Source organism: Anaerosporobacter mobilis DSM 15930, assembly GCF_900142955.1.
GTDB classification, from domain to species: Bacteria; Bacillota; Clostridia; order Lachnospirales; family Lachnospiraceae; genus Anaerosporobacter; species Anaerosporobacter mobilis.
Genome location: NZ_FRCP01000020.1, coordinates 69590 through 84621, shown reverse-complemented (window position 1 = coordinate 84621; position 15032 = coordinate 69590). Strand labels below are relative to the sequence as shown.

Annotated in this window: 12 protein-coding genes; 1 reads left to right on the top strand and 11 read right to left on the bottom strand. The window is 34.2% G+C overall.

Annotated elements, in window-relative coordinates; all coding sequences use genetic code 11:
• The first annotated feature begins 254 nt into the window (after positions 1–254).
• Positions 255–3392: a X2-like carbohydrate binding domain-containing protein gene (locus BUB90_RS18385; protein ID WP_073290102.1), complete on the top strand. Its 3138-nt coding sequence runs from the start codon at positions 255–257 to the stop codon at positions 3390–3392.
• Between the two features lie 261 nt (positions 3393–3653).
• On the opposite strand, the gene BUB90_RS18380 is transcribed toward BUB90_RS18385, so the two are convergent.
• The 11 genes from BUB90_RS18380 to BUB90_RS18330 all read right to left on the bottom strand — a co-directional run bounded on the left by BUB90_RS18380 (position 3654) and on the right by BUB90_RS18330 (position 15004).
• Complete coding sequence (locus BUB90_RS18380; RefSeq protein WP_073290100.1) at positions 3654–4355, bottom strand: hypothetical protein; 702 nt, start codon at positions 4353–4355, stop codon at positions 3654–3656.
• A 52-nt stretch (positions 4356–4407) separates the two neighbouring features.
• Positions 4408–5124, bottom strand: coding sequence for a hypothetical protein (locus BUB90_RS18375; RefSeq protein WP_073290098.1), 717 nt, complete (start codon positions 5122–5124; stop codon positions 4408–4410).
• 157 nt (positions 5125–5281) lie between these two features.
• The gene (locus tag BUB90_RS18370) at positions 5282–6982 is read right to left on the bottom strand and encodes an RHS repeat domain-containing protein (RefSeq protein ID WP_073290095.1); all 1701 of its coding nucleotides are present in this window, start codon (positions 6980–6982) and stop codon (positions 5282–5284) included.
• A gap of 236 nt (positions 6983–7218) precedes the next feature.
• Complete coding sequence (locus BUB90_RS18360) at positions 7219–7617, bottom strand: hypothetical protein (RefSeq protein ID WP_139241804.1); 399 nt, start codon at positions 7615–7617, stop codon at positions 7219–7221.
• Between the two features lie 19 nt (positions 7618–7636).
• Positions 7637–7813 (bottom strand): hypothetical protein, encoded by a 177-nt coding sequence (locus BUB90_RS23620; RefSeq protein WP_170865531.1) that lies wholly within the window; start codon positions 7811–7813, stop codon positions 7637–7639.
• A gap of 185 nt (positions 7814–7998) precedes the next feature.
• Complete coding sequence (locus BUB90_RS18355) at positions 7999–8214, bottom strand: hypothetical protein (RefSeq protein WP_084139365.1); 216 nt, start codon at positions 8212–8214, stop codon at positions 7999–8001.
• A gap of 412 nt (positions 8215–8626) precedes the next feature.
• Complete coding sequence (locus BUB90_RS18350; protein ID WP_139241803.1) at positions 8627–8941, bottom strand: hypothetical protein; 315 nt, start codon at positions 8939–8941, stop codon at positions 8627–8629.
• 80 nt (positions 8942–9021) lie between these two features.
• Positions 9022–9321 (bottom strand): hypothetical protein, encoded by a 300-nt coding sequence (locus tag BUB90_RS18345; protein WP_073290087.1) that lies wholly within the window; start codon positions 9319–9321, stop codon positions 9022–9024.
• Positions 9322–9584: 263 nt separating this feature from the next.
• Positions 9585–11309, bottom strand: coding sequence for an RHS repeat-associated core domain-containing protein (locus tag BUB90_RS18340; RefSeq protein ID WP_073290085.1), 1725 nt, complete (start codon positions 11307–11309; stop codon positions 9585–9587).
• Positions 11310–11347: 38 nt separating this feature from the next.
• The gene (locus BUB90_RS18335) at positions 11348–11746 is read right to left on the bottom strand and encodes a hypothetical protein (protein WP_073290083.1); all 399 of its coding nucleotides are present in this window, start codon (positions 11744–11746) and stop codon (positions 11348–11350) included.
• Between the two features lie 6 nt (positions 11747–11752).
• Positions 11753–15004 (bottom strand): RHS repeat-associated core domain-containing protein, encoded by a 3252-nt coding sequence (locus BUB90_RS18330; protein WP_073290081.1) that lies wholly within the window; start codon positions 15002–15004, stop codon positions 11753–11755.
• Between the last annotated feature and the right edge of the window lie 28 nt (positions 15005–15032).

Below are 15032 nucleotides of genomic sequence, written 5' to 3'. Positions count from 1 at the left end.
AGTAATATTTACTATATAATACATATTTCATCATTTCTTTTTATATGCTATTGACAAAAAACACAGCACATGCTACACTTTAAATGTAATTATTTTACATATTATTACGTAATCGTTTTCTGACAATTGATAACTTTTCATTACTTCTAAGTTTACTCTAATCTAACTTTCGCAGAACGTATCAAACAATGTAATCCTATTTAATACTTATTAACCCAATAACTTATTATCATAACAAGGACAAGGAGGTTTTTATGTTTAAACATGTGAGTAAACGAAAGTTTCTATCTGTTATTATGGCTACTATTTTTGTAGTCGGCTCTACTAATCCCTCTCTTTATGCTAATGCTTCTACAGCAGCCACTACTACAACCACTACTACAAGCGAAAAATATTCATGGAATAATGTACAAATCAATGGCGGTGGCTTTATTCCCGGAATTATATTCAATGAATCCGAACCTAATCTAATCTATGCAAGAACAGATATCGGAGGTGCTTATAGGTGGGAAGAGTCCACCCAAAACTGGGTTTCTATAAGTGATTCCACAGGTTGGGTAGATTGGAACAAGAATGGTGTAGATGCACTTGCAACAGACCCTATTGATACAAACCGAGTGTATATGGCAACCGGTACCTATACGAACTCATGGGATACCAATGGCCAGATCATGCGGTCTTCCGATCGTGGTACTACTTGGGAATCTACTACCCTTCCATTCAAAGTGGGAGGTAATATGCCAGGCCGTAGTATGGGTGAACGTCTGGTTATAGACCCTAATAAAAACAATATTATTTACTTTGGTGCCCGTGGAGATAACGGCTTATGGAAGAGTACCGATTACGGTGTAACTTGGAATAAGGTAAGCAGCTTTACAAACACAGGTACTTACATACAAAATCCTGGTTCCGACTATGGTTCCGATGCCATTGGTATCGCTTGGATTACTTTTGATAAATCAAGCTCTACTTTAGGTAATGCCACTCAAACTATCTATGTTGGTACAGCTGATACTGGTAACAGTGTATACCGTAGTAAAGATGGTGGTGCTACTTGGGAAGCCATACCTGGACAACCTACTGGTTTCCTCCCTCACCACGGTGTACTTTCTTCAACAGGTATGCTCTATATCTCCTATAGTAACGGATGCGGTCCTTATGACGGTTCCAAGGGCGATGTGTATAAGTTTAATACTGTAAACGGTCAATGGACAAACATCTCACCGGTCCCATCTACCAGTGAGGATAATTACTATGGATACGGTGGTCTTTCTGTAGATGCCCAACATCCTGATACTCTAATGGTTTCAACCCTTAACTGCTGGTGGCCAGATGCCAATATCTACAGAAGTACGGACGGTGGTAAAACTTGGACAAGTTCTTGGTCTTGGTCTTCTTATCCAACCAGATCCCTTCGATATAACCTTGATATCTCCAATTCACCGTGGTTAAATTTTGGTATTAATAGCGCTATTAACTCTGATTCCCCATCGCCTCAGCTTGGATGGATGATCGGTGATTTAGAAATTGATCCATTTAACTCTGACCGTATGTTTTATGGAACGGGTGCCAGCTTAATGGGAACAACGGAACTTACCAAATGGGATAGTAATCAAACCCTGACGATTAAACCATTCGCTACAGGCATTGAAGAAACTGCTGTTATTTCTCTAGTAAGTTTACCTAGCGGTTCTTCACATCTCTTAAGTGGTCTTGGCGATATTGGAGGATTTAGACATGAGAGTTTTACTACCGTACCAGCCTATGGTTACACAAGCCCAAGCTTTGTATCTACAACAGGAATTGACTATGCTGAGTCTAATCCTAATTTCGTAGTACGTGTCGGTAATGTAGATAGAGACTATACAACCAATAAAGCTTGTGCCATTAGTAATGATGGCGGAACTACATGGTACTCCGCAAACTCTGAACCAGCTGGTGTAGCCGGTGGAGGACAAGTAGCTGTATCCGCAGATGGCACTACTATTCTTTGGAGTCCTAACCCTAATAGTTCAGGAACCTCTATATCAGTATACAAATCAACGACCAATGGTAACTCTTGGACTCCTGTCACTGGACTACCTGCTCAATCTTCTATCTACTCTGACAGGGTAAATCCTAAGAAGTTCTATGGATTTAAGAAAGGCGTATTCTATATTAGTACAGATGGAGGTTCAACTTTCACTCCAACACAAGCTACTGGCCTTCCTACGGATGCCTCTTCCGTTGTACATTCACAAGCTGAAAAAGCTACCTGTACCTTCAAAACTATGCCTGGTGTAGAAGGTGATATTTGGTTTGCAGGTGGCAGTGCCGAATCAGGAACCTATGGTTTATGGCATTCAACAGATTCCGGTGCCAGCTTCACTAAACTTTCTAATGTAGAAGAAGCTGATACTATTGGATTTGGAAAAGCTGCAGAAGGCTATAATTATATGGCGCTATATACTACTGCAAAGATTAACGGAGTACGTGGTATCTTCCGTTCCGATGATGGTGGTGCTTCATGGGTAAGAATTAATGATGATAATCATCAATACGCTAAGATTAACATGTGCATTACTGGAGATCCTAGAATCTACGGTCGTGTGTATGTAGGAACTAACGGACGTGGTATCATCTACGGTGATAGCTTATCCGTTCAACCTCCAGTTAATAGCTCCGAAATTACGCCTACCTCATCTTCTTTTGATAAAAATGTTACTAATCAAAAGGATATTACAGTAACCATGACACTTAATGGTAACACTTTAAATGGTATCACAAGAGGAACTAATACACTTGTTTCTGGAACGGATTACACAGTAACAGGTAACGTTGTAACTATCAAAAAAGAATATCTTAGTACTCTACCTACTGGAAATACAACATTAACCTTTGATTTTAGTGCCGGCTCTGATAAGAATCTGACGATAACAGTGAAGGATACCAGTCAACAAGTGACATCAAATCTAGAAGTGCAGATGTATAACGGAGTAACTTCTGCTTCCAGTAATACCTTAAGTATCAAATATAAATTGCTTAACAATGGGACAACCCCTATTGATTTAACAAAGGTGAAACTTCGCTATTACTATACTATCGATAGTACAAAGAGCCAGAGTTTCTGGTGTGATTGGGCAAGTATGGGAAGTGCCAACGTAACAGGTTCCTTTACTGCTATTTCATCTTCTAATCCAAATGCCAATTACTACTTTGAAACAGGTTTTTCAACTGGTACACTTGCTCCTGGATCAAGTGCTGAATTACAGATTCGAATCGCTAAGGATGATTGGTCAAACTATACCCAGACTAATGATTATTCCTTTAGAGATACTGGTAATTCCTATGCAGCCTGGTCATATGTAACAGCATATGTAGATAATGTTTTAGGTTGGGGTATTGAACCATAATAGAATCTAAGTGGCCCCTACATATTATCTTATTGGAGATGATATGTAGGGGCCCTGTTTTAGTTAGCTGTTAATCTGCATGATTTATGTCTATATAATTTGCTTCAATAGTATTTAACCTAGTAACAGGCGTTTAATTAGTAGGCTTTCTCTACTCACCCCTATAGCTATACTCACTAGCAAACCTACTTAAAATCAGGACATTTCCCCCAATAAAGTCTAATGCTTGTTCTTTTGTATTAAATTTAACATTCTTATTAGCTAATACTTCACCTTTATTGTATCATCATTAATTATTTTTACATCCTTAAACCCAACTGAACATTCTATTATCCTGCCATCACTTAGTTTATTATCGAATAATACATTATAGATAATCATATTATTCTCCTCATAAATCTCCTCACCGATAATACAACCTAATTGCTTATCTAACACTATATGTGTATAATTTTCAACTCCTAAAAATCTTAAAATATGACTTGATGCTTCATCACCATTATAGTATTGAACAATTAATCCTTCGTCATCTTTTATAAATATTGCATTATAATTTTGAAAAGAATTTTGCGCTAATTCTTTAACTCCAATTGGATACTCTCCATTTTTTATTTTAAGTCTTTCTTCCTTAATAACGTTCTCCGCATCGTTTAATTGATTTAGGCATTTAATAGCATACATTCTTAATTTATAGAAATTGTAGTCATTTAAGGGGATAACTGTTCTTCTTTCATCTATTAAATATTTTTTTAAATCATAAAAAAATAAAATTTTTTCATTAAAGTTATTGAGAACATTTTCTTTATAATTATTTTCGACTGTTTGCTTGGCGCTCTCAAATTCAAATTCTGCTCCATTAGTATACAGTTTTTTTATTATAAACATATCAAAAGAAACTTGTGAAACAAAGTAATATGAATAAAATTGAACCGATTTATATAACTCCTCTGTATAATATTTCATACTTATGTTCTTCTCCTTAATTAATTTTCAAAAACTAAGTAATTGCACAATTCTAGGATTGTTTTTTCATACTAAATGTATCATTACAAGCTTTAATAAGGTTTATGTCCATGAACTCTATGGATATATCACTATACGGATAGCAATCCTCAAATGGACTCGGTGTTAAAATATTATATGTTATTTTACCATTTTCCTCAAATACCTCTTCATAAATAATTGAACAAAATCTTTGATCTATAATAAAATCTGGCCTGTACTGTACTTTCTCAAATCTATAAATATAGCAAGGTTCTTCTTCTCCTAAATAGTAGCTAGCAATTATTCCATCGCCATCCTCACAAAATTCAACCTCATAATCATGAAAAGTACACCTTACCAATTCTTTTAGAGCTGCTGGATAATTACCATCTTTTATTTTATTAATTTCTTCTTTAATCGCATTATCTGCTTCATCTGATTTAATTAAAACCTTCGTAGCATACATTCTCAACTTAAAAAAGTTATAGTCATTTAATGGGATAATCTCTCCCTTTTCGTTAAATATATGTTTACTTAACTCTGTATAGTAATATATTTTATCGTTAAAATAGTTTTTAACAAGTGACTCATATTCCGCTTCTAATATCCCCCTTGCTTCTTCGAATTCAATTGGGGGTTCCTCTGCAAACATCTCTTCATATACAAACTCTTTAAAAGTAATATTGGGATAATAATACCTTTGATAAAATACTTCAGACTCATTAAACTGCCCTGTTAAATACCTCATATAAGAAATTACTCCTCCTACAATCAATTTTAATCAATATTTTTATAATTATTTAAATCCCAAAAGTTAATTTTTCCGTCCTATCTGTTAAATACATCTTAAATTGTCCAAAAACATCAGACAATTTAAGATGTAAGGATTCTTCATACTTAAATCATTATCCATAAAACCAAGCATGTGCTTTTTTATGATCATTAGGATTTTTTGAATTCGTTTTCAATAAATGATAATGTTTATAAAAACCTTCATCACCATGAGGCGAATCTTCTCTATTAGGTCCTAACGAATCCATAAGTTTCTTGGTTTCTCTACGTCCAAATGAAAACACACCGTAAACCTCAGTATCAGCCAATATAATCCCCTGTGCTACTTTCATTGAAATTGGGGGACCAATGAATATATTACCGTATTTAGCACTTTTATACGCACTATAGTATGTGTTTGGCCTTAATTTAGTAACACTTACAATTGCAATTGTGTACTCAGCAGCTGGTACTTCTCTATACTTCGGTAAACTTATTGTAGTACTATATCTAACAACCGCATTTGGTATTTTTATGTGTTCTCTTACCCAACTAATAGTATTGGATATTGCTTTATCTATCTTTTTTACAGTAGTAACTATCCTAATACTAGCCCAACCTAATAATTTGGAAAATTGCTTCGCAGTATATCTTATCTGATTATAAATAGCTTCTTTAGCACTCCTTAAAGCTTGTTTTCCCTCTTCTGTTTTGAAATAATCAGCTCGCACTTTTATATATGTACATATACTACCAACAATAAATACTAGTATTATTATAGCATCTTTTGCAATTTCTAATTGTGAATTTCCACTAGGATCCATATACTTTACTGGATTGTTCTTAACATACCCATACAAATTCAAACTCGCAGGATCATTCGCTTCGCCCCTATAACTATCCTCACTTACAAACCGACCAATCTCAGCATCATAATACCTTGCCTTCGCATAATACAGCCCCGTACTTTCTTCATACACATGTCCTGTATAAGCAAAGATATTACCGCCTGTACTTACTACTTCTGGATTAGCGATTACACCGTATTCATCATGCTCAATTGTATCTTTTACCTTACCAGCTGTATCTAGGATATCCGCTACACTATGCTTTTCATCATTTCTATAATAGCTTATATTTCCAGATGTTTCAACACTGATTACTTCATCGGAGAAGGTAAAGATGGAGGTCTTTCCACCTACACTATCCTTTGCCATGATGATATCATTGTTGGAAGATTCTTCGTCTACCACATAGGTTGTATTACTTGTTACACTACCATTTAATTCAACCTTAGTATTAACACGGTTGCCTGCACCATCATAAACATACTTAGTTGTTACCGTCTCTCTGCTTCCACTTCCACTGGTATTGTCCTTATAGGTTACTACCTTAGACATCTTATTGGTAGAATCAAATACATAGGTTTGTTTTGTATTTCCGTTTTCTTCAACCTCTGCTACATTTCCTCGCTTATCATAGTCATAAGTTGTAACCTTCGACCCTTGTACTGTCTCAACTAACTGGTTTAAGTTATTATAAGTATACTGAGTAGTTTCCTTACCGATCTCTTCTTTTACCGTTCTGTTATTAAACTCATCGAATGCATAGTTTCTCGTTCCCTTCTTGTCCACTACGCTCGTCAATTGATTTAATACATCATAGGTATAACGAGTGGTTTCCGTTGTTCCAGAAGAAACCTTAGTTTCTTTTGTTCTGTTTCCATTCTTATCGTATTCGTAAGTATAGCTTTCCTTCGAAGCTCCATTACTAGTTTCTTCTCTCTGTGTCAACCAGCCGTTCTTATCCATAGGTGTAAGTAGACTCTGCTCCATTTGAAAGGTTCTTGGTCTTCACTTGATTTAATGCATCGTATGTGTAGTTAGTAACCCCACTGTTTGTGTCGGTTACTTTGGTTACTTGTCCGTTAGCATCATATTCATAGGTGATTGTATTCTTAATTTCTTACCTTGCATCAGCCAGCCTATAATAACATCGTAACAGAAAAAATTCTAACTGACATAAAAATTATCAGATAGAATTTTTCCTTCTTCAATTACTTCCTCATTGATTATATCTCTATATGAATATGCTCATCAGGTAAATAGTTTTTCTCTTCCCAATTTCCTAACTTTATAAATTGGCTAGCTATCTCCTTAGTAGGTGGGTATACATAACAAATATCTTCGTGAGAAACTGTCCCCAGCAACAACTTATTACCTGTAAAAAAGCACAAATCTTCAGGTAGATTTTTAATATTTCCCCATGTTCCGTCCAAATTACGTTCTTGTTGAAACAAATTATCAAAATAAGAAGTGTGTTCTTTTTCATAAACTATATAGGCATTTACATCATTTGATTTGCTTTCTTCTACGTTATTTATTTTAATGTCATTAGCATAGCTTGATTTGCATGCTACAAATAACATGGTCGTAACAAGGAAAAAACATATTAAAGTAGTTTTTTTCAAAATAATCAATCCCTTCTCATTACTTAAAAGCTTTAATAACTTTATCATATGCATCTTTTCGAGAATCCCAGTTAGTGGGTAGATTCCATGCTTTCCCATTAATGGTTAATGAATTACTAGTAATCCTATATGCACCGCCTTGTCTTATAGAGGATTCCCAATCACTTCTTAAAGGTAACGCTCTATCCCTTCCCATTCTAGCTGCCTCAATTGGACTATTAGTATTTCTTATTATCTCCTCCTATTGAGTACCTTTAAACTTCTGCGCTTGAAAATAATGCTCACTTGTAATCCATAACTTTCCACCTAACAGAGAACTATACTTAGAAAAATTAGAAAAGCAACCATACTCTTCATTAACTTTTTAAAAATAAACTGTGCTCATTGTTCCTCCAAACTTTTTATCCACTGTTTAAAATATTCATATTGTTCTTTTACTGTTGCAAACTCACTCGTTTCACAACTAGAAAATATATCAACTAAACGATTCATGCTTGCTTTTCTACCAAATTCCAACATATAAGCATGTCTTCCTACCCCCATATTTAAAATCATTCCAGACGGATACACCTTTTTACAACATCCTTTACATAACATTTTCACTCCTATCTTATCTAGTTCTATTCTAACTTTCACTAATGCATCAAAAAAATTTTCTGCACATTTAGTAATAATATAATTACTAAATACTAAATCTATTCAAGCCCCTCGATCTAGTTTATCGTAGGGATACGTAGTTTGGTAGTTAAACACTTCTAGACCCTATTTTTATACTATAGTAAAAGACACATTACACTGTCATCAGACAATGTAACGTGTCTTTTACTATAGATTTATTTGATTAGAATTACTACTTTTCACCGACTTTCAACATTCTACAATATGCAGCTTTATGAATAACTTTAATTCATCGCTGTTACAAAAATTCTTCATCAAAAGTTTCATTAAGCCCATTTTCAATATTAATACCTAATTAAATGCTTCCACAGGCCGTCATCGCAAATACCCCTTAGAAGCATTTATCTAGGCTTTGTTTAACAAATTCTTCTATATGATAATAAAACATATCAAACGCCATTTCTTCTCCACTAGTATACGCTAATAATATTCTAGCCCAATCAACATCCTCTGGAATTTTATAATACTCTTTTATATAATCATTAAATTCCTCTCTTAATAATTTATAATTACAACCTTCCTCTCTATATATATATCCTGTCATGTATGCTTTTAAAAGTACAATTGATTTTTGTCCAATATATATTTTAGGGTTTTTATTTATCTCTAACAATTTCTTGTATACTAAATCTACTTTTTTTTGCATTATATATTTATCATGATGCATTTACATAGAAATACATCAATACACTCCTTTCTGATATATATTATTTTTTATAATTTTGATTAATTCGGTTCCTTTTCTAAGAATTTGTCAAGTAGATAAAAAAATTTATCAAAAGCTTCTTCATCTGTTTTCGTATGTGCGGTTAATATACGATCCCAATTCATATTAATGTCATCATTATAAAAGCTTGCAACAAAATTATTAAATTTCCAGAAATTTGATTGATGGCTGGGATTTATCTCCATCTCTCGATTCACATATCCATCAATAAAAGCTCTTAAAACTACCAGTGATTTGGTCCCTAAAAACTTTTGATACTCTTTATGAATTATATATAGTGTTTGATAAAATATATCCATTATTATTTCCCCCTGTCTTAAAGTATTAATTACTTTCTTATTTCTTACTTTATTCAACCTTATAACTACTTCTGTTCCTTAGCTTATTACTATATAATATCCATTTGTACCGCCTCCTGTTTTTTTGAACTATTTTTATTTTACCTCAGGAGGCGTTTTTGTTACCATAACTGTTTCAATTTACATAGCCCATTCCAACATAATGGCTTGGGAATCAAAATTTCACCTTCGCGATTTTTATTTTATTATAGTAAAATATATTATTACTTAATAACCGAAAACTCTTTATATTCAATTGGATTCATGCCATAAAAATCATTTATCCAAGATTGTTTTACTAGACCACTCGGATGAATATTGCAGTATATTCTTTCCTTATACAACACTCCCCAATGTTCTCCGTTATCACTAACATCTTTCTTCGGTTTTGATATACTAGCAATAAAACCTCTTGGAATCATTAATAGCCTTGAAAAAGTATATTTTTTTTTCTCCTTTTTTAGAAATTTAGCCATAGCTTTAGCAGCCTCTTTGCACTTTCCATACCCATATTCACTTGCAATACCTTCCAATTTGTCTCGTATTGCATTATCTTCACTTACACCTGTATTTGGATTAGGTATGGAATCAGCTACTTTCTTATTAGACGGTACAATAGCACCCCAATCAAGTTGTGCTGCAAATTGCTGTTCAAACTTCTTTTTAAACTTTTTAACTGTGTATTTTACTTCATTACATATTACCTCTACAGCATTCTTAAATTTTTCTTGTCCTTCTTTTGAAAAGAAATAACCTATAGTAACAATAAAAGATACTCCTCCTATAATTACTTCAATTATAGTTTTTACTGTTATTACGGCACCTGCTCCGGCTGCTACTGACATATTCCCACTCGGATCACTATGCATTATCGGATTATTCTTAACATACCCATACAAATTCAAACTAGCAGGATCGTTCGCTTCACCCCTATAACTATCCTCACTTACAAACCGACCAATCCCCGCATCATAATACCTTGCCTTCGCATAATACAGCCCCGTACTCTCCTCATACACATGTCCTGTATAAGCAAAGATATTACCGCCTGTACTTACTACTTCTGGATTGGCAATTACACCATATTCATCATACTCAATGGTCGCTTTTACTTTGCCATCTGTATCTAGGATATCCGTTACACTATTCTTTTCATCAGTTCTATAATAGCTTATATTTCCAGATGTTTCAACACTGATTACTTCATCCGAGAAGGTAAAGATTGAGATCTTTCCACTTACGCTATCCTTTGCCATGATGATGTCATTATAAGATGATTCTCCGTCTACCACATAGATTATATTGCTTGTTATACTACCATTCAATTCAACCTTTGCATTAACGCGGTTTCCTGCACCATCATAAGCGTACTTAGTTGTTACCGTCTCCCTAGTTCCACTTCCACTAGCATTATCCTTATAGGTTACTACCTTAGACATCTTGTTGGTAGAATCAAATACATAGGTCTGTTTTGTATCTCCGTTTTCTTCAACCTCTGCTACATTTCCTCGATTATCATAGTCATAAGTTGTAACCGTCGACCCTTGTACTGTCTCAACTAACTGGTTTAAGTTATTATACGTATACTGAGTAGTTTCCTTACCAATCTCTTCTTTTACCGTTCTGTTATTAAACTCATCGAATGCATAGTTTCTCGTTCCCTTCTTGTCCACTACGCTTGTCAATTGATTTAATACATCATAGGTATAACGAGTAGTTTCTGTCGTTCCAGAAGAAACCTTAGTTTCTTTTATTCTGTTTCCATTCTTATCGTACTCGTAAGTGTAGCTTTGCTTTGAAGCTCCATTACTTGTATCTTCTCTCTGTCTCAACCAACCGTTCTTGTCGTAAGTGTAAGTAGACTCTGCACCATTTGGTAGTTTCTTGCTCTTCACTTGATTTAGTGCATCATATGTGTAGTTAGTAACTCCATAAAATCCACCAATCATAAATAATAAATTACTATAATGATTATTTTATTTAATTATTACATATCCCAGTATGGATTTTCTACATGTTGACCATATTCAATAACTGATTCTTCTATTTCTTTTATTACATTTTTGTTTAATATTTTACTTTTTTCCTTCACTATATAATCAAATATTATTTTTAGTCCCAATCTTGGGATGATTAACAATATACGATCCATAATAGTTTCTGATTCTAAACTAATAATATTAAATAAATACTTTACTATATTATTTTTTGTAGTTTCATCTATTATCTCATATGTATTCCATTGTCTATCTGAAAGTTCAATTAGTTCATCTAATGCGTATTCTACATTTGTTCTTGAATTTCCATACGTGTCTATAAATTCTGTAAAATATTTTTTTATATCTTCTACTTCCATATAATCCGGTAAATCATAATAATTTGTCATTTATCATTATTCTCCTTTTAGTGGAATATGTGTTAGATTACTTGGTGCTTTATAAAATTTACCATTAGCCCCTAGGACTTTTTTTCCAATCTTAATTTGCGCTGTCCAACCAGAACCCGAATTAGAACCTGGATATTTCGCTGCGGCTTTCATATCAGGAGAATGCCACTTTATTTCTATATTAGTACCATTTATTTTAAAGTTGTACTTATATCCTTTTGCTATTGTGCTTGATGGTTTAAATGTATTTGGAGTTCCTTTAGGTATTTGAGTTTTTAACACTGATGCAGACACTTTTCCTCCATCTAACATTTGTCTGGCTGCAAATTCTGGATTATATAATGTTAATGAAGTTAATTTGTTTCCCTGTTTTGCAAATATTTGCAAATCATATTTCATTTTTGTACTCTTGGTAATTTTTATTCCACTCTTTTGTGCTTTAGTAATTATTTTCTTACCAACTTTTGATTTTCCAAATTTACTTGCAATTCCCTTACCTGCTAAAATAGCAGAAACAACCAAACATATAACTCTACCTGTATGATAACCCATTTCATAAACCGTTTGATTACTATACTTTTTCCAAGGTTTAAATACATTTAAGTGTTTCGCAACATACTTAACATCTTTTACTAAATAATCAAGTCCCTGTTCTAAAACTTGTTTTACTGTTAATTCTCCACATACAAGCTGCTTAATAATAGTAATAAGTACTATTGGTGATTTTATTATGTCCCATAACCAAGAGCCCATTCCCTTTATTGCACCCTTTATTAAGTCATCGGTTTGTGTAAAATAATTCATATTTCCACTAGGATCAGTGTACTTCAATGGACTATTCATTCCATACACATACAAATTCAAGCTAGCAGGGTCTCCATGCTCGCCCCTATAGCTATCCTCACTCACAAACCGACCAATCCCCGCATCATAATACCTTGCCTTCGCATAATACAGCCCAGTACTTTCCTCATACACATGTCCTGTATAAGCAAAGATATTACCACCTGTACTTACTACTTCTGGATTGACAATTAAACCATATTCATCATATTCAATGGTCGCCTTTACCTTACCCGTTGTATCTAGGATATCCGTTACACTATATTTTTCATCATTTCTATAATAGCTTATATTTCCAGATGTTTCAACACTGATTACTTCATCTGAGAAGGTAAAGACAGAGGTCTTTCCACTTATACTATCCTTTGCCATAATGATGTCATTATAAGCTGATTCTCCATCTACTACATAGGTTGTATTAATTGTTACACTACCATTTAATTCAACCTTTGCACTAACACGGTTTCCTACACCATCATAAGTGTACTTTGTAGTTACAGTTGGCGTTCCACTACCACTAGTATTATCCTTATAGTTTACTACCTTAGACATCTTGTTAGTAGAATCAAAGACATAGGTCTGTTTTGTGTCTCCGTTTTCCTCAACCTCTGCTATATTTCCTCGTTTATCATAGTCATAGGTTGCAACCGTCGACCCTTGTACTGTCTCTACTAACTGATTCAAATTATTATACGAATACTTAGTAGTTTCCTTACCGATCTCTTCTTTTACCGTTCTGTTATTAAACTCATCGAATGCATAGTTTCTTGTTCCATTCTTGTCCACTACACTCGTCAATTGATTTAATACATCATAGGTATAACGAGTAGTTTCTGTCGTTCCAGAAGAAACCTTAGTTTCTTTTATTCTGTTTCCATTCTTATCGTACTCGTAAGTGTAGCTTTGCTTTGAAGCTCCATTACTTGTTTCTTCTCTCTGTCTCAACCAACCGTTCTTGTCGTAAGTGTAAGTAGACTCTGCACCATTTGGTAGTTTCTTGCTCTTCACTTGATTTAGTGCATCATATGTGTAGTTAGTAACTCCATTGTTCGTGTCGGTTACTTTGATTAGATTTCCATTATTGTCATAAGAATAGCTTACACTATCGCCTGTTGGATACTTGATGGACTTCTTCTGTCCTAACTTCGTCCAAGTGTATTCAATTGTTTGGTTATTACCATCAGTTACTTTGGTAACTTGTCCGTTCGCATCGTATTCATAAGTTGTTGTACCGTTCCAATCAGTCATTGTCTTCACTTGATCGGTACTAGTATAGGTATAACTTACGCTACGGTTATCACTATACGTTATCTTCTTCTGATTGCCAACCTTATCATAAGTATACTTTGTGGTTGTTCCGTCTTTCTGAACTTCCTTTGTAAGCTTTCCGTCTGCATCGTAGGTATAGCTTATACTTTCCCCTGTAGGGTCAGTTAACTTCGTTAAGTTTCCATTCTTGTCGTATTCATAGCTAGTCGTTTGATCCTTATCAGAGCTCTTTCCTACACGTGTTTGTTCTGTAAGATTGCCAACCTTATCATAACTGTATTTCGTTACATTACCTGATGCATCCGTTACTTTAATAAGATTATCAGACTTATTGTAGTCATATGAAGTTTTGTTTCCTTTGGCATCGGTCTTAACAAGTACATTTCCTCTTGCATCATAGGTATATACTGTCTTAGAGCCAAGGGCATCCACTTCTTCTATCAGTTGATTTGCTTTATCATAGGTATAACTAATTACTCCACCTAGTGCATCGGTTTTTTTGCTTAGATTTCCATTCTTGTCATATTCATAGGTTGTGATATTACCATTGGCATCCGTCTCTTTTGTTAATAAACTACTTGAATTGTATTCGTTCTTGCTTACCTTACCTAGATCATTAGTTATGCTGGTTTGGTTTCCAAGGGCATCATAGGTATAGCTTGTCTTGTTGCCTAGAGCATCGGTTTCCGATGTGGTATTACCACTTGCATCATATCCATATTGGGTGATATTACCTTCTGCATCTTTAATAGAAGTTACTTGATTCTCTTTATCATAGGTATAAGACGTACTATGTCCATTGGCATCCGTTGTACCTACTACATTACCAAGTTTATCATACGTATACTTGGTTTCACCACCTTGTGCATCGGTTTCTTTTACCGTTCTTCCAAGGGCATCATATTCATAAGTGATTGTATTCTTAGCAGCATCAGTTTGTGTAATCACGCGATCTAACTTATCATAAGTATAGGTTGTTACATTGCCTAGCTCGTCTTTTTCTTGTAGGGTATTGCCGTTCTTATCATAAGTGTACGTAATCTTACCATCTAGTGCATCGGTTTCACTCTCTACTCTTCCGAATACATCGTAAGTATAGGTAATGATTCCCCCATCTGGTGCTGTTACCTTTGACAGATTTCCCATCTTATCATATTGATAAGTTTCTTTACCT